General features: G+C 63.0%; 14 protein-coding genes. 4 read left to right on the top strand and 10 right to left on the bottom strand.

Annotated features, from left to right (window positions below):
• Nucleotides 1–6: 6 nt before the first annotated feature.
• The 8 genes from LNV09_RS17550 to LNV09_RS17515 form a co-directional block, all read right to left on the bottom strand.
• Nucleotides 7–1,356 carry a DotU family type VI secretion system protein gene (locus LNV09_RS17550; RefSeq protein WP_263558359.1) on the bottom strand — a complete coding sequence of 450 codons (1,350 nt, stop codon included), beginning with the start codon at nucleotides 1,354–1,356 and terminating at the stop codon, nucleotides 7–9.
• Between the two features lie 9 nt (nucleotides 1,357–1,365).
• Entirely contained in the window at nucleotides 1,366–2,703 is a 1,338-nt protein-coding gene (tssK, locus tag LNV09_RS17545; RefSeq protein ID WP_263558358.1) for a type VI secretion system baseplate subunit TssK, read from the bottom strand.
• Nucleotides 2,704–2,748: 45 nt separating this feature from the next.
• Entirely contained in the window at nucleotides 2,749–3,135 is a 387-nt protein-coding gene (locus LNV09_RS17540; protein WP_263558357.1) for a DUF4280 domain-containing protein, read from the bottom strand.
• Nucleotides 3,136–3,174: 39 nt separating this feature from the next.
• Complete coding sequence (locus LNV09_RS17535) at nucleotides 3,175–3,948, bottom strand: PP2C family protein-serine/threonine phosphatase (protein WP_263558356.1); 774 nt, start codon at nucleotides 3,946–3,948, stop codon at nucleotides 3,175–3,177.
• Entirely contained in the window at nucleotides 3,945–5,645 is a 1,701-nt protein-coding gene (gene tagH / locus LNV09_RS17530; protein WP_263558355.1) for a type VI secretion system-associated FHA domain protein TagH, read from the bottom strand. The genes LNV09_RS17535 and tagH overlap by 4 nt, the downstream gene beginning before the upstream one ends.
• A 72-nt stretch (nucleotides 5,646–5,717) precedes the next feature.
• Nucleotides 5,718–6,539: a hypothetical protein gene (locus tag LNV09_RS17525; RefSeq protein WP_263558354.1), complete on the bottom strand. Its 822-nt coding sequence runs from the start codon at nucleotides 6,537–6,539 to the stop codon at nucleotides 5,718–5,720.
• Nucleotides 6,539–8,308: a hypothetical protein gene (locus LNV09_RS17520; RefSeq protein WP_263558353.1), complete on the bottom strand. Its 1,770-nt coding sequence runs from the start codon at nucleotides 8,306–8,308 to the stop codon at nucleotides 6,539–6,541. Before LNV09_RS17520 ends, LNV09_RS17525 begins: the two co-directional genes overlap by 1 nt.
• 7 nt (nucleotides 8,309–8,315) lie before the next feature.
• Nucleotides 8,316–10,370: a type VI secretion system Vgr family protein gene (locus tag LNV09_RS17515; protein WP_263558352.1), complete on the bottom strand. Its 2,055-nt coding sequence runs from the start codon at nucleotides 10,368–10,370 to the stop codon at nucleotides 8,316–8,318.
• Nucleotides 10,371–10,599: 229 nt separating this feature from the next.
• Here LNV09_RS17515 and LNV09_RS17510 point away from each other — a divergent pair, with 229 nt between their 5' ends.
• The 4 genes from LNV09_RS17510 (at nucleotide 10,600) to LNV09_RS17495 (ending at nucleotide 15,143) form a co-directional block, all read left to right on the top strand.
• The gene (locus tag LNV09_RS17510) at nucleotides 10,600–12,036 is read left to right on the top strand and encodes a type VI secretion system contractile sheath domain-containing protein (RefSeq protein ID WP_263558351.1); all 1,437 of its coding nucleotides are present in this window, start codon (nucleotides 10,600–10,602) and stop codon (nucleotides 12,034–12,036) included.
• Entirely contained in the window at nucleotides 12,030–12,362 is a 333-nt protein-coding gene (locus LNV09_RS17505) for a hypothetical protein (protein WP_263558350.1), read from the top strand. The genes LNV09_RS17510 and LNV09_RS17505 overlap by 7 nt, the downstream gene beginning before the upstream one ends.
• A 4-nt stretch (nucleotides 12,363–12,366) precedes the next feature.
• Complete coding sequence (locus tag LNV09_RS17500; protein WP_263558349.1) at nucleotides 12,367–14,181, top strand: hypothetical protein; 1,815 nt, start codon at nucleotides 12,367–12,369, stop codon at nucleotides 14,179–14,181.
• A 149-nt stretch (nucleotides 14,182–14,330) separates the two neighbouring features.
• Nucleotides 14,331–15,143 (top strand): hypothetical protein, encoded by an 813-nt coding sequence (locus tag LNV09_RS17495; RefSeq protein WP_263558348.1) that lies wholly within the window; start codon nucleotides 14,331–14,333, stop codon nucleotides 15,141–15,143.
• Between the two features lie 7 nt (nucleotides 15,144–15,150).
• On the opposite strand, the gene LNV09_RS17490 is transcribed toward LNV09_RS17495, so the two are convergent.
• On the bottom strand, nucleotides 15,151–15,720 hold the full coding sequence (locus LNV09_RS17490) for a DUF4123 domain-containing protein (protein ID WP_263558347.1): 570 nt from the start codon (nucleotides 15,718–15,720) through the stop codon (nucleotides 15,151–15,153).
• Nucleotides 15,717–16,229, bottom strand: coding sequence for a hypothetical protein (locus LNV09_RS17485; RefSeq protein ID WP_263558346.1), 513 nt, complete (start codon nucleotides 16,227–16,229; stop codon nucleotides 15,717–15,719). Before LNV09_RS17485 ends, LNV09_RS17490 begins: the two co-directional genes overlap by 4 nt.
• Nucleotides 16,230–16,239: the final 10 nt, after the last annotated feature.

The raw sequence follows: 16,239 nt of genomic DNA, 5'->3' as shown, positions 1-16,239 counted from the left end.
CAGCGATCAATCCGCCGCAGCCGGCGTCAGGGCGATCTCCACCCGGCGATTGCGTGCGCGGCCTTCGGCACTGGCGTTATCGGCCACCGGCTCACTGTCAGCACGGCCCTCGGCCGTCAAACGCTCAGGCGCCACTGTGGCGGCCAAGAGGCTGCGCGCACTTTGGGCTCGCGCCATTGAGAGATGCCAATTCGATTGATAGCGCAAGGAGCGGATCGGCTGGTTGTCGGAATGTCCACTGATCAAGACCCGACCCGGCACCTGGTTGAGCGCCGCCGCTATGCGCCCGAACAAGGGCGTGGCTCGGGCCGCCACATCCGCGCTGCCGGAATCGAACATGGTGTCGCCCAGCACGGTGACGACGGATCGGTCGGCGAGGTCTTTCACCTGCACCGCCCCTGCATCAATATCGGCCTGCAGTAACTGCGCCAAACGCGGCGGCGCCGGGGCCTGCACAATCGGCGCGGGCGCCGCCGCAGCCACGGCCTTGACATCCAGCCCATGCAGCGCGCTGAAGGCCTGATCGGTCTGTGCACTCAGGCTCAAGCGCAGCGCAATGAAGACGATCAACAAGAGCAAGGCAGCCGCAACGGCCACCACCCAGGGTGCGATGCCGTCGCGCAGGCGCTTCGGCGCTTCTTGGACGCCTTGCCATTGCGTAGACAGCGTCTTCTCGGCCGGCCCGGCCAGTTGGCGCAGCATCTGCGCCAAGCGCTCGCGCACGCTGTCCAGTTGAGCGCGGCCATTGTCCAAAACCTTGTAGCGCCCCTCGAAGCCCAAAGACAGCGCCATATACACCAGCTCCAGCAAATTGCGGTGCTGAGCTGGATTTTCGGCCAAGCGCGTCAGCAACTGGAAGACCTTCTCGCCGCCCCAACTCTCATTGTGGAACTGCACCAACAAGCTCTGCGCGCCCCAGGCGCCGGCGCCGCCCCAAGGCGTGCTGGAGGCCGACTCGTCCAGCAAGGTACACAAGATATAGCGTGCGGCAACGATTTGCTCATTGGGCAGGTTCTGCGCCCGCGCCGCCGCCTCGAAACGACTGATGGCCTCGGCCAAGGAGGCCCGCAAGGCTTGCGGATTCGGGTGCCTGGCCATCGCACGCAGGCGCGGTGCGGCGGCCAACAAAGGTGCGGCGGCTTGCACCAGCGGGTTCAAGCTGGCGTGGGCCGGCAGTTCGCCAAAGCCGGCTGGCCCGGCCGGGCCGGGGTCAGAATTTAGGCCGTGCTGCGCGGGGTTTGCCGGCGCTGGTGCAGCGCCGGCTGGTGCGCGGGAGCGGTTGCCGCTGGGCTTGATGATGGTGCGATCGGATTCGAAGGCAGAAAACGGATCGGGATTGTTGTCAGCTTGACTCATCAGTTTTCCTTAGCCTCGAATGGCCCAAAACTCCAAGGCCAAGCCCGGGAATTCGCCGGCGATATGCATGGCCAAACCGCCCGAGGTTTCGAGTTGCTTCCACAACTCGTTGCCACGCGTTTCCAACTCGAAATAGGTGAAACCGGCGGTGTAGGGAATCTGCCTCGGTGCGACCGGCATAGGCCGCAGCATGACACCGGGGAGTTGCAAATTGACTAAATCGCGAATCCGTTCGGCCGGGCCGATTTTGACCTGGGTGGGGAAACGGGCACGCAAGACTTCCCCCGGCATTTGCGCGTTGACGGCCAACACAAAGCTGGCCGTGCGCTGCAACTCCACATCTGGAATCAACGCGACGCGGATACCAAATTTGCGGTCCTGCAACTCGATCGGAATGGCGGTTTGCTCCAGCACCATGGACAGCGACTGGCGCAGATCGGCCATCACCGCGCGAAAACAAGTCGCCAAATCATCATGTCGGTATTCGGGATAAGCCGCAGGTCGGCGCTGCTCTCTGAAAGTCGACAAGTCACCGGCCAACTCCAGGCACTGCTGATACAGGCGCTCCGGGTGCAAGACGGGCAAACGCTGCAAATGAGCAAACAAGGGCTGCTGGCGATTGACCGTTTGCAGCAGCAAGAAGTCGGCAATCTCGCCAACGCCGGCCCGGCCCGGTTGCACCAATCTGGCGGCCAAAGCCTCGCCGCGCTGATGCAGCATGCCGTGTACCTCGCGCAAATAACTGTCAAGCACCAGATGCGCCGGCGCGTGCAACATGGGCGGCACATAGTTGCTGTCTAGAACGACGCGGCCATCGGCGCGCCGCTCGATGATGCGGGCCACGCCCAGCGTCGCGTAGCCCTCTCCCGCATCGCGGGCCAACATCAGACGCAGATTCAGGCGCCCAATTTGCAAGGGCGCTTCACGCAAGCTGGCCGCATGGCTGTCGGCTGCCTCGATATCGATGGCCCGAAAGCGCGGCGGCATGGCGGCCTCGCTGACCTCGACATCGCTCTCGGCCACGCCGGGGCGTGCAAAAGGCAGGGCGAGCACGACGATTTGGTCGCGCGCATCGGCCGGCACCTCAAAGGCCAGCGGCGCCGGATCATCCGCGGGGACCGAAAACACCAGCCCGTCGGGCAAGACACCGCGCCCGCTATTGAGCGCGATGCGCCCCTGCAAAAGCGCCGCATCGTCCATCTGCAGCGAAGCAAAGCCCCAGGCCCAGGCGAGCAGCGCGGCCACGCGCCCATCCAATTGGCGCGAGACATAACGATCTTGCTGCTGGAAATGCTGTGGCTGGAGGAACATGCCCTCCGTCCACATAACCTTGTTATGCCATGTCATAAAAAGCTCTGTCTGCTTGAATCTTGAGTTTGTAAACCAGGCCGCTCACGGAATCATCTCGGTGGTCTGGCCCGGATTGGCGATTTTGATGACCCCGCCCCAATTACAGGCCAGGCTCGAGGTGTTGTTGAGTGCGGGCGAGCCCGCCACCAGCAATGTGGATGAGCCGGGCGCCCAGGGTGCTACCGTCATCGGCACGCAAGGCATGGGCGTCAAGACGCCGAGTGCGGCCGCAGTGGCCGCCGCCACGGTCGGATTGGACGGGCTCTGGCACATGCCGAAGGGCGGAATATTCATGATGGGCTTGTTGTCCATGATGTTGCCGGCCGGCATAAAACTGGTGATCACATTCTTGGGCGTCGCATTGAAGACCGAAGGCGCCAGGCCCATCGTGCACATCATCTGCGCGCCGGTACAGGTATGAATAGGCATAACAGTTCTCCTTTGCGTTCCGAGGCTTGGCGAGCCGGATCAAGCTGCGCTGACCCACACTGTCAAGGCGGTGAAATTATCGTGACTGGCCTTGTGCTTGGCCAATCGGCGCACTTCTGAGCCCAAGGTCTCCAGCCATGCCTGCTGCGAGGCCTGCTGTGCTGTCGCCTCGGCCAGCGTACGCTCCAGCAAGGCGTCATCCAAGTATTCCCAGATGCCGTCGGTACAAAGCAAAAACACATCCTGCGGCTGCACGGCTTGTTCCCCATCGCCACTGCTGAGTTCCAGCGCATCGGCAGGCAAGCCCATGGCGGAGCGCAACTCGCTGCGCTTGGGGTGGTTGCTCATTTGATCGGCGGTCAAAATGCCGGCGTCCACCAAGGCCTGCACCATGCTGTGGTCTCGGGTTCGCCTCAAGAGCCGCCCGGCGCTGAACCAGTAAAGCCGCGAGTCCCCGACATGGGCCCAATGCACCTGGCCACTGACAAGATCCAGCACCAAGCTGACGACGGTGCTGTGCATGTCCTGGCGATCGGTGCCGGGCTCGCGCTGCGCACGCAGCAGCTCGTTGGTCTGGCGCAGCAAGGCCGCCAGCGTGGCACCGTCATGGGAAGGCTGGCGGGCAAACAAGCCGACCAACTCCTGCACCACCAGCTTGGACGCGACATCGCCGCCGCCATGGCCGCCGGCGCCATCGGCCAGCACACAGCAGAGCTGCGTGGGCGACTGCCAATGGCCGCAGGCATCTTCGTTATAGCTGCGCCCACCGCGGTCGGTCAGCAGCGCCACCTTGTACTTCAGCAAGTCGCTCATGAAGACCTCGGCTCGGCAGCCAAGCGGTCCAACTGGTCCTCGTAAGCATCCAAAAAGGCCTGCCCAAACAGATCCTCGAATTGATCCTGCGCCTCATTCGACAGCTGCGCAAAAAGGTCTTGGAACAAATCCCATAAACGCGCTTTTCGCAAGGCCGGCAACAAGGCACTGATCGCCGAGCGCTGGGTCAGTTCGCCCTCAAGCTGTTGCGGATTGAAGCGTTGCAGCACGCCCTCCAGCGCCGACCGCATGCCGGCCATGACCGCCAATTGATGGGCGCGCAAATCATCAAACGCGTCGCGCATCGCCGGCTCGGCCGCCATAAAACCCGGCAAGGGGGGCGACAACAAATACTGCAACGCCACTTCGGCAGATGGCGAGAACTTCAGGGGATTGTTTTCGCGCGCCACAATCATCGTCATCTCGGCGCGCATCTCGCGTTTCAAAGCGGCTCGTGCCACCAAGAGCTCGACCGAGCCCCGCGTCGCCTCGCGCAAAAGGCTGCCAAGCAAGCGCATCAAATCGGGTGTCAGCGCATCGATGCGTAAACCCGGTGAGCCCAGTCCGTCCAACAAGGCGCTCAACAAGGCTGAGTCGCCGGCAGCGGCGGCCGGCGCGGCAGCGGCGGGCATCGCAACAGGCGGCTTGGCGGTAGCACTCGCAGCAAGTGGAGGAGGAGGAGGAGGTGGAGGTGGAGGGGAAGGCGAAGGCACCGGTGCCGGCGCAGCTTCGAACTGCGGCCTCGATATAAAGCTCGGCGAGGTATGGGGCACTTGCTCACTGGGCTCATCCCAAGAGAAAACCGCACCCAAGGGAATGGCAGGAGTTGCGGCCGCAGCCGCCGGCCCAGGCTCCTGCACGCGCACCTTGGGCATCGCCGCATTGAGCTCCGAGCCATGATTGGCCAGCGAGGCATTGCCGACCGCTGCGGGGCGCGCAAGCGACTGCAGCGGGTCGGCGTGCGCGGCCATATTGGCCGGCAAGGCGGCGCCCGGCAAAGCGCCAAAGGGATCGCCGGACGGCCCGCCCGGACCAAGGCCAAACATCGCGTCCAAAGAATCCGCTTTGCTCGCGCCAAACTGCAGATCACTCAGACCCGAGCTGTTCGCAGGGGAGGACGCTGGTGCAGGCGCTGGTGCAAACACGGATCCAGAAGCAGGCGCCGCAGCGCCGTGGCTGGCGAACGGGTCCCAGTCATCGGGAATTTGCCCGGCTGCGGCGCTTGGTGTAGGCGCAGGCGCCGGCCAAGCAGTTGGCGACGACTGCACTGCGGGCGCGGGCGCATAAGTTGCTGGTTGCGGTGCCGCCAATCCGCTGCCGATGTCACCAAACAGGTCCGCAAACGGATCGCTGCTGGATGGGGTCGCTGATCCTGCCCCTGCACCTGCCGAGACCGCGAGCAAATAGCCGCCAATTTGCAGCTGATCGCCCGGTTTGAGCACCTGCTCGGAGGACGAGCCCAGCGTGCGTCCATTCACGGCAATCGGATTGCTGCCACTGTCGATGACCGCGTAAGCGCCGGCGCGAAACACGATGCGCGCATGCACCCGCGAAATACTGCGCTCTGGGTCGGGCAGGACCAGCTGATTGTTGTCGGCCCGGCCAATCGTGCCGCCGAGTTCATCAAAGCTGGCCGCCAAGCCGGCCATGTCGGCCACGGGCGCGCCATTGAAGCTGAGCACGGTCAGCAAGATCATTCGAACACTCCCAAACTCTTTAAACGCACAGCATAGCGGCGTCTTGCGCCGCGTAGCCGCGCGCAAAACACTTCAGCGCAAAACATAGAACTCGCCGCCAATGGCCGAAACTCTGAGCGGCCACATGATCTGCCCGCCGCCCGCACAAGCGCTGCGCAAAAGCGGCAAACCATCCGGCGCCAGGCATTCGAGCAAGCGCCCACCGGCCACCGACCGCAGCATCAACTTGGCGCTGCTCGGCAAAGCCGGCTTGAGTGCCTGAGCTTGGTGCAGCTGCAAGATATGCGCACGCAAGCGTTCGACATCGTCACTCAGCTTGCGCTGGTAGGCCTGTGAAAGTTCTTCAAGGCGCAAGCGGGAGGCTTGAATCAAAGGTTCCGGGTTGCCCTTGGCCAAGCCCAGTGCAATTTTGAGCAAATAGTCGGCAAGCTCCTGCTTGAGCCCCTCGGTCACAGCGATCACCGGTGCGTCCAGCCAGCGCCACCGCGCAAAAGCGATCGGCAGGTCAACCGCTTGCTGCAAGCGCGTGGGCGACTTGTAGACTTCGTCGGAGGCAGGCGCCCAGTCCAAGCTTGCCAAAGTTCGGGCATTGGCCGGATGCGCAATAGCGCCCACGCGCGGCAGCAAGAGCCGCAGGCTTGCGCCGACCTCGCCATCGGACAGGCTGGGCTCAGCGGGCAATTCAGCCGCTCCGGCGCCGCGCGCTGTCAAGGCACTGACGGGCAGCGGATTGATGATCAACTCAATCTCGTTGCTGCCGGCCAATGTGAATTCGTGAACCGGCAGGCTGGCCACGGCCTGCGCCCCGCCAACGCGCAGCAATGGCACGCCGTTCAAGACCGCCTCAGCGCTGCAACCCTGTGCCTCCAAGCGTAAAACCAGCAGGCGTTCCATCAGCCCATGCTCCAGTCCAGCAGCACCATGGCCGGCAGCAAGGCCAGCTGCTGCTGCCCCTGCCCCAGCAAGGGGTCGCTCCATTGCAAAGTAGCCAGCACGGGCTCGGTACGCAAGCCTACAAACCATTCCCAACCACTGCCGCCCTTGGAGTTGGGGCGCAAACCCGCCTCACCGACCAAAGCCCCGCTGACCGGCTCGGCCAGTTGCGCCAGACAGGCCGCATCAAGCGCCAGCGACTCTAAACTCAGCTCGAAAGGGAAGCGCCAGCTAACAACGCCGTTCAGCAGCGTGTCGCTCAAGCTAGGACTCAATCCCGGGCCGGCCTGTTCATGCTGGATCTGCTGGCGCATCGAGGCCTGACCCACGCAGCGCAGGCTGATGCGCGTGTTGGCGCCGGCCAAGCCCAAGTCGCCGCCAAAAACCAGCTCAGCGACGCAGGCATCCATGTCCAGTTGCGCAACCAGGCGCATCAAGGCCGGTCCGTCCAAACCACCGGCGCCAAGACGCCAGCCCCAGGTGCCGGCCATCTTGCCGACCAACAAACCCAGGCTGGCTTCGAAGCAGGCATCGGCCAGCCCTTGGGTCTGCGCCCAAGCGGCAGCCAGCTGTTGCAGGCCATCGGCCGCAGCGCCGTCCAGACCTTGCTCGAATTGTTGCTGCAGGGGCATGCTGTCTTGCGCCTGGCCGTCACGCTCGAGCCGGCAGCGGCTCAAGCCCCGCGCCCAACTCTTCGCGCCGGGCAACAAGGTTTGCAGCTGGCCCGGTTGCGGGCGAGCGCGCTGGATTTCCAGCCACCACTGCGCCGCCGGCCAGGCGTAGACCAGCGTCTGCACAGACCCCAGCGCCTCGCCGTCATCGCGCAGGCCACAGACCGTCAGGTCCAGTTTGTAAAGTTCCGGCGACGTTTCCTCGGCGATCACGCAACCGGGGCCCGGCTTGCTGGTGGGCTGCTCGCGCGCCAGCACCGGCCAGCTGACCGCACGCGTTTCATGGCCGGCCCAGTCCCAACGCTGGATAGGCCCACTGAAGGCCAAGGCCGGGTGGACATCGCCATTGCAGACCGCATGGCTGCGCGTACGCAGTTGCAGCTTGGCCGCACGCCCCTGACCTTTTTGCGCAGACAGCACGGCGATCAAGGCCGGCATAGGACGACTCGCGTCTATGCGCAAAGCGGGCGGCGCGGCAAGCCTGGCAAGGTGCCAGCCATTGCCGTCGAGCCGGTATTCCTGCAAGCCAGCTGCATCGTCACCATCGGCTTCCAGCAGGCGCAAATCCAGCGCTTCCAAATCACAAGCATGACGCGGCAAACTCTGCGGCTCAGCCACCGGGTTCAGCATTTCACCTTGGCGCCCCAGGCTCCCAAAGGAATCCAGAAGCGTCGTGTCGGCCGCCGTCAAGGCCTGCGGCTCGACCTTGGCGCCGGGCAAGCGCTGCAACTCCAGCAGCGAGCGCTGCACCAGCTGATGCATGCTCAGCCACTCCTGCTCGCCGGCCTTGGACAAGGACTCAAGCGCCCATTCGAAGCCCGCCTTGTCTTGGAAACCTGGACCCCACACAAAGCAAAGATTGACATAACGAGCCACGCTGGCGGCTTGGCTCAAGCCCTGCTTGGCGGCCTGTTCCACCGCCAAGCTGACAAACATTGGATAGCGTTCGCCCAGCAAGCCTTCCATCGCGGGCCATAGGCCGGCCAGCTGAAGGGATAGCCGCCGCACAAAGTCAGACCAGGCGGCTTGCTCTAGGGCATCGATGTCGATCGGCTGCATCGCCGCACTATCGGTGGGTCAAGGGGTCTTCGGGCACCTCGGGCGCATCTGGTGCGTCCGGGTCGGTCGGCGCCACCGGGCTTGCGCCTGCGCCCGAGCCCGGTGATCCGCCCGAATTGATCTTGACCATGGAGCCGGTGATGGAGACCCCGTCCGGGCCCAGCACAATGGATGAGGCGCCTGCCTTGATGCTGATCTGCACGCCGGCCTCGATCACCACATTCATGCCCGCCTTGATGTGCACGTTTTGCCCGGCGTCGGCGCCGATGTTCGCTCCGATCTTCAGGTGCAGATCGGCCGTCGATTTGATAGAAACTGCCGCTCCCGATTGTGCGGTGATGTCTTTAGCCGTCTTCAGGCTGAAGATACCGCCGCCCTTCAGGAGCATGTCTTTGCCGACGTCAAGGCTGAACTTGCCGTCGACTTTTTGCTTTAGATCCTTCACCACGCTGAGGTGGTACTCGCCCTCGACTTTTTCCTTGCGGTCTGCCTTGACGGTGCGATGCTCATCCTTGCCGATCTCGCTTTTCAGCGTCTCTTCAACAAACTCGAATCTATCCTTTTGCGCGTGAAACAGCAGGTATTCACTGCCCTTCTTGTCCTCAAAGCGCAACTCATTGAAGTCGGCCGCGCCGCCCAGCTTGCTGCGGCTTTTGATGGTGCTGACGGTCGCATTGACCGGCAACTCATAGGGCGGCTTTTGCTTCGCGTTATAGACCCGACCTGTGATCAAGGGCTGATCCGGGTCGCCTTCCAAAAAGTCCACCACCACTTCTTGCCCCAGGCGCGGCAGCGAAATCATGCCGAAGCCGTTACCGGCCGAGGGGCTGGCCACCCGCACCCAGCAACTGCTGGCCGCCGTCTTGGTACCGATGCGGTCCCAATGGAATTGAATCTTCACCCGGCCGTGCTCGTCCGTGACGATGTCGCCGGGATCAGCATCGCCCACCACGACGGCCGTCTGTGGCCCAGCCACCGTGGGCTTGCGGGTGTTGCGGGCCGGCCGCAAGGTTTCATCGTAACGCTGCAAGGTGAAGCTGCAGCCAAACGAAGACTCATCGGCACCCGATTCGTAAGCCGACAAGCTCATCTCGATACGGGTGGATAAAACGATGTACTCGGCATTCTGATCATCCCGTGGATGGCCTGCCAGCTTGAAACGCGCGCCGGCCGCCAAACCCTGCGTATTGCCTTGGCCGGTGAAGCGGCCGAACCGGGCCTGCGCCTCCTCTAGCCTGATCATGGCCAGCGCGTCGCCATCGGCCTTGGCCGCATAACGCCCGGGATAGTCGTACACCTCATGCGCAGCTTCGGCGTGGCCGCGGCTGCCTGCAGCCGGCGCGCTAGTGAGGTCGGAATCGGGGGTCAAAAAATTGTAATCACGCAGCACCACCTTGCCGGTCTGGACCTCGTGCCGCATCTGCCATTCATTGATGGCCGCTTGGCTGACCTTGGCATTGCCGGCAGACAGATACTGCACGGTCTCAAAGCCCGGGCTGCTCACATGCGCGCTGGCCGCATCGGCGATCACCAACTCATGCTTGTCCTCGCTGTGGCGGAAGAAATAGAAGATGCCCTCCTCTTCCATCAAGCGGCTGACGAAGTTGAAGTCGGTCTCTCGGTACTGGACGCAAAAGGTCCGCGCCGCGTACGTGGCGCTGAGTTGCCGTGTGACCGTGCCGGGGTAGGCCGAAAAAACCTGGGTCAAGATGTCGGGAACCGACATCTCCTGGAAAACGCGCAAATTGGCCGAGCGAGTCAACAACCAAAGCGAGGGCCTCAGACACAGCCTGTATTTGTACTGACGGCCGTCCATGCCTTCGAAACCGAAGGCGCTCACCACACCATTGAACCAACGCGGGCCGGCGTCGCCGGTGGCGACCCAGGCGGCCGCTGTGCTTCCCAGCAAATCATCGGCTGCGAGCGCCGCATTGTCAGACACCGCAATGATCTGAAACTCAAACGGGCGCGAGACCTCCTCGAAGGCCGACATCGAACGCAAAGCCAAGGCCGCTCCGGCCGCGCTGACCATGCCCATTTGAAATTCCGACGATGCTGCCATAAATTCTGAATCCCAAAAATCTAGCGCCCTGACTCCGGCATGCAAGCACCTCTGCCGAGTCCGCGAACTATAACGGTCCTGCGACTGAAAAAAAGGCACCTGACATGCCAAGCCTTCGGTACTTTTTGGGATTGCGCAGACCGCCTGTTTTGGAGCACAGTATGCTACGCCTCAAGCTGCGGGTATTGCTCGTTAGCCCCTGCCCATGTCAAAAGCCTCGGAGCCCACAATGCCTCAGCGAATGGAATTTGGTTTCTCCTTCGGCCCGAGCGAGGCGGCGCCAAAAACGAAGCACGGCCCCATGCGCTTGTTGCTGCTGGGCGACTTCAGCGCCAGGCCTACGAGCGAAAAAACGGCGCTGTCAGATCGACCCAGCCATCGGGTCGATCTAGATAGCCTTGATGAAGTGATGCAGCGACTCAGGCCCCAACTCAAATTGGCTTGCGGGGAGCTTGCTTTTTCGACTCTCGACGACTTCCACCCCGAACAGCTCTATGCCCGCTTGCCACGGTTTGAGGACTTGCGTCAGGCGCGAAACCGGCCTGTCAGCTGCAGCAGAAGCAGCAGCAGCAGCAGCGTCAGCAACAGCAACAGCAACAGCAACAGCGACGCCGCGGGCCTGCTGGATCAGTTGCTGGGGAAATCAAACGGGTCGAGTCAGGCAAGACCTGGCCCCGACTCGCTTGAATCCGCTCAAACAGGCGCCCAGGGTTTGGACAATTTGATTCGCAATTTAGTCGCTCCGCACATAGTCCCCGACCAAGCCGCCGACCTGCAGACACAGCATGCAGCCGTAGACGCCGCCGTCACCGAGCAGATGCGCCGCCTGCTGCACGAGCCAGCCTTTCAAAGCCTCGAAGCGGCATGGCGTGGCGTGCATTGGTTGATCACGAACCTCGAATTGGACGACCAGCTGGAGTTACACCTGTTTGATGTATCACGCGCAGAACTGCTGGCCGATATCATCGTCTCCAAGGGCCAATTGAGCCAAACGGGCTTGCACCGCGCCTTGGCCGACCGCTGGCGCAATCTGCCCGGCGGTCAAAGTTGGTCGGCTCTGGTGGGTTTGTATCAATTTGGAGCCTCGGATCTCGATCTGGGTTTGCTGGCAGCTTTGGGGATTTTGGCCTCGCAGGCTGGTGGGCCCTTGCTGGCAGGCGGCGACCCTGGCTTGGCTGCGCTGGAGACCAAGGAGCAAGCCAATTGGCAAACCTTGCGGCATAGCGAGGCCGCGCGCTGGATTGGCTTGGCCGCTCCGCGAGTCTTGCTTCGTCTGCCTTACGGCAAGAAGAGCGACCCTATCGATGGCTTTGCTTTCGAAGAGTTCGATGCCACGCCGGTTCACGAAGAGTTTTTATGGGGCAATGGCGCTCTGGCCGTGGCCTTGGCTGTGGGCCGCTCCTTCAATGCACGCGGCTGGGACTTCGAGCCCGGCGACGAACGCGAGATTGGCGATATGCCGGCCTTCACATACCTGTTTGATGGCGAGCGCGAACTGCAAGCCTGTGCGGAACGCTACCTTGGTGAAGACACGGGTTTATCTATGCTGGCGGCGGGGTTGATGCCGGTGATCAGCCATCGGCACCGGAATGCGGTTACGGTGATGCGGATGCAGTCGGTGGCGGAGCCGGCGCAGCAACTGGCGGGGCTCGGCCACTCATGCTGACAATCCGCCGAGCGCAACTCGCCAGTTTCGAAGCTGCACTTTGGGATCAATTCACGCGCAGGCTGATCGAGCAGGCGCGCGAAGACAATGGCTTGCCCGAACCTGGCGCGTCGGATGCCGAGTTGTTTGCGCTGCTGCGGCCAGTGTTGGGCCTTGCGGCGCAATATGGCTTGATCAGCAAGGACGATGTGGCACGCTACGGGCGGCTGGTGCTGGCCCTAGGCCGTGACCCACAGGCAGCCGACGCCGCCATCGTGGCAGCGCTCAACAATCCGCTGCTGATGGGGGCAGACAAGCTCACTGCGCTTGAGCAGGCGATGGGCTGAAGTCATGGCCTTCATCGAAGCACGCTCAGGTGGGCCGCCGGACGCCCCCGTATCGGCGAGCATGCCCTGCGAGTTGGCGGTGCCGCGCGCCTACCTGACCGTCCAGGTGCGCAATCATCACGCGCCAGGCACGCCGGTGCTGGCCCATACGCCGGTGCGGCTGGACGTGGGGCCGCAGCAGCATACGCAGCCAACCGATGCCAACGGCCTGATCACTTTTGTCTACGACACCGCAGCGGACTTCGCCAATCTGGCCGTCAATGCGGAGCTGACCGACCCCAGCAGGCTGTGGGTGGGTCAAAGCAATACCGGCTTGTTGACTCAACTCACGGTGATTGTGGCGGGCCAGTTTCAGATCAGTGTCGAGGTCTACACCGAGAAGCCCGGCATCGGTCTGATGGCTTGGCCGCACGCATGGACCGTCGGGCTCAATCTCGCCCTTGCCAGCACGCCGCCGGGGGGCGCGCCGGCGAATGCCCATATTGCCTTTGCCGCCAATGGCGCTGCCCCACCGGCCGATGAAATCAACAACCATCTGCTGGATTGCGCCAGCGCCCACCAGCTGACGGTCCCCTTCATCGGCTTTTTGCCCAACTCCACGGTTGAGCTTTGGACCGAAGGCAACCCGCGCGCCGTCGGCCCTCTGGACGCCGCCGCCGACGATGCCACCTACCGCACCATTGCCGCCAATGGCATAAGGCTGCAGGTCACGCGCCGGGGCGCCACGCTGCGGGTGCGCTTCGTCTTTCGCTTCCCGCAAGTCATGATCGTCGGTGAAGGAACGCATTTCGAATACGCAACTGGGCTGGCAAGCAAGTACCGCAACGCGCTGGCCAACCCGGCCGGCTTGCGCTGGGTGGTGGCGACGCAATACGATGTAACGCCTATCCTGCACGTGTCCAACCACCTCAATATCAGGCATTGGCAAACCAACGTCTGGATCAACAATGCCAATCAACGCCAGCGCGTGCAGACGGCGCTGACCGAGAATTTGGTCAACCACGGGGTACAGTTCGACGCCACCAATGCCGGCCATTGGAACGCCGCGCTGCTCGGCTACGGTGCCTTCGATGCAGTCGTCTTCAACAACCCCCACCCGGGCTACGGTCTGCATATGTGCGAGGTCATGGGGCTTAGCGCTCAAGGTGGCGTGCGCTTCAAGAACGGCAAGGCCATCAGCGTGTACAGCTTCGGCTACGGCGTCGCACTGACGGTGCTGGCGCGCGCACCGTTTGTCAACCACGGCCAACCGACGCACTATGCCACTCAGTTCGACTTTGTTCGCGGCAACGGCGGGGGCGCGCTGAATCACCAGAACCTGCACACCGACGCAGTCAACCTGCAGTTCGCACCTGCCCACACCACGCCAATGGCGCTCACCATCGCCGGCGCATTTCGCTATGCCGACGGCCAGGCCATCGACCCGGCCTGGTACGGCATCGTGGGTGAAATGCCCGCAGACTCGGTCGATCATTACCGCTCGAACGTCAATACCGTCGGCCTGCAGGGTTATCTGATGCGCTGCTACCGCTATCACGGGCCACAAGTTCTCAAGCCGGGCGGCTGGTTGTTTGTCAACGGCTCCAACAGTTGGAACGCCATGCTGACGGCCGGCTATTCCATCCACCACGCGGGTGCCAATCATGCGGTGCCGGGCATGACCAATCTGGCCAGTTGGCCGACGCATGCAAGCTACTTCGTGCATTACCGCACCAACTTCACCAGTACCGATCACCATCCGTCCTGGTACAGCGACCCCGCCTTCAATCCCCACGAGCCCAATATCAACAATGCACGCGCCTACGGGAGGCAATATTGAACTCGCCCTTGCTCACTTCGCCGCCCTCACCCTCGCTGCCTGCCGCACCAGTCCGCACCACCGCTTTGGCCCTTTGCGCGTTCGAATGCCGTGGCTGGAGCGGGGATGAACTAGGGGGCATCAGCCGGCTCGAATGGAGCGGCCACTCGATGGGGTCGCCCCAGCCCTGGCTGACGCTGGCCTCACGCCGGGCGATTGTTCACCTGGCGGTGTCGCCGGATGCCAGCCTGCTGCTCGCCTGTGATGCCGAAGGCGCCGTCTTCGTCTGGCAAACCGAGCAGGCCGGCTTGCTGGCTGAGTTCCAATGCCCGGCCGCCGTGCGGCAAGCGGCCGTTCTGGCCGAGCATGTCTATGTGACGGTAGATGGCTGGCGGCGCGGCCTGCTGTGGCAAGCAGACGAGGGCGGGTGGATGGTCGCGGTGCCGATCGCAAGCAATGGCAGTGATGCCGTCCCGTTCGACGCCTTCGCGGTCGCAGCCGACGCACGGACCTTGACCCTGGTCAGCGCGCTGGACTGGCTGCGCTGGGAGCGCACCACGAATCGCGTCACGGCCGAGCACCGGCCTATTGAAGGTGAACGACTGGCCTACCCGGACGGCGCGTTCGGCGTCAGCGCCGACGGGTCTCGCATCTTTTTGTACTGGGACGAGTTGTTGGTTTTTGACGCCGCCACCGAGACCTTGCTGAGCGCCGGACCGCGCCATTTCGCGGCCAATGCGGCGGCGCTTGACAACGCAGCGAGCAAGCTGCTGCTGGGCACGCCAGAAGGGGAGCTGATTGCCGTGCATCCGCAAGATGCGAACGGAGCTTGTCTGTGGCGGCTTCAAGTCTCGGATCTGGGGCTGGCGCAATTGATGCTTGGCGCGGATGGCGCCGTTGTTGGCTGGATCGATGAGCAGGGTCGCTTTGGACTCGTTGACGCCAACAATGGCTTGGCAATCGGTGTGACCACAGCCCCTTGATGAGGTCCTAAGCGCTCGCATCCTCGGGCCTGGACTCAGCCCATCGGCGCTCGACCAGCTGCCCCGCCGGCGCCGGGCTGAATTGAAGCAAAGAGCTACCGCCTTCGCTCTCCGAAAAATAGCTCACTACGGGGCCGAACAGCTGGGCAAGCTCCGCCTTTGTGCAAGTCGGCAAATACACCCGCAACACCCTCGGGTCGTAATAGCGAAACAGCAAACGCCGTCCATCTTCATCCTGTACCTTCAAAAACTTACGCAAATGATGGCGCAGATTTACCGGATCGGCCGTCTTCAAAAATACCCCCCAGGCATTGCCCCAGCCTTCGTCCAATAACTGCGCGGTTAAACGGTTGCCGGGATGCAACTCAACCAACTGGGGTGCCACCATTTCCAGCTCACGCGGCAACTTGCCGCTGTACAAACAACGGAACTCAAGCCGCGAGGCCAACAAGGCCAAATAAATTTTGGGGTCGCGCGCGCAATCCAGGATCGCCCAAACGCTCATCTTCGACGAAGTAGCGCCTTTGGGCCACAAGGTCTGCATGATTTGCTCGCGCTGCGCTGGGCTCATACTCATGCCGGCGCTGCCTCGGCGACTTGCCTTTGGGCCGCAGCCCTGGCGCATTCCTCGCAAAACGGCACGCCGCTCTCAGCGGCAGCCTTCAGCACGGCGACCATCGCGGCGACATCCAGGCTCGAGCCAAAGGTCGAATCGACCGGCTCGGGCGGCGCTGCCGCAACCGCCGGGCGTGGACCGGCCGGCGCGGGTGCAGCAGGCGCCGGCGTGCTCACCGGCGCTGCCACCGGCACCAGCTGGTAGGCCAAGGGCCTGCGCAAGTCAAGATGTAGCCAGCCATCGACCAGCAACGGAGTCAATAGTTCAATCAGCTGATGCTCATCGAGCCGGGACAAATCCGTGCCCTCGGCCAAAGACCGTGCTGTGCTGCGCAGCCGACCAAGTGCCGCATCATTGCCGATCGCTTCACTCAAGCTGAGCCTGGCGCTAACGCTGTCTCCCGGCGTCAACCGAGCGGCAGAATCCTCGAACCAGGGACTGAGCGTTTGGAAGTCAGGTGGAATCGACATGGCCGGAAGG

It is taken from the genome of Paucibacter sp. B2R-40, assembly GCF_025717555.1.
Classification (GTDB): Bacteria; Pseudomonadota; Gammaproteobacteria; order Burkholderiales; family Burkholderiaceae_C; genus Paucibacter_A.
Note: the sequence above shows the minus strand (reverse complement) of the source record. Positions and strands in the feature narration are given on the sequence as shown.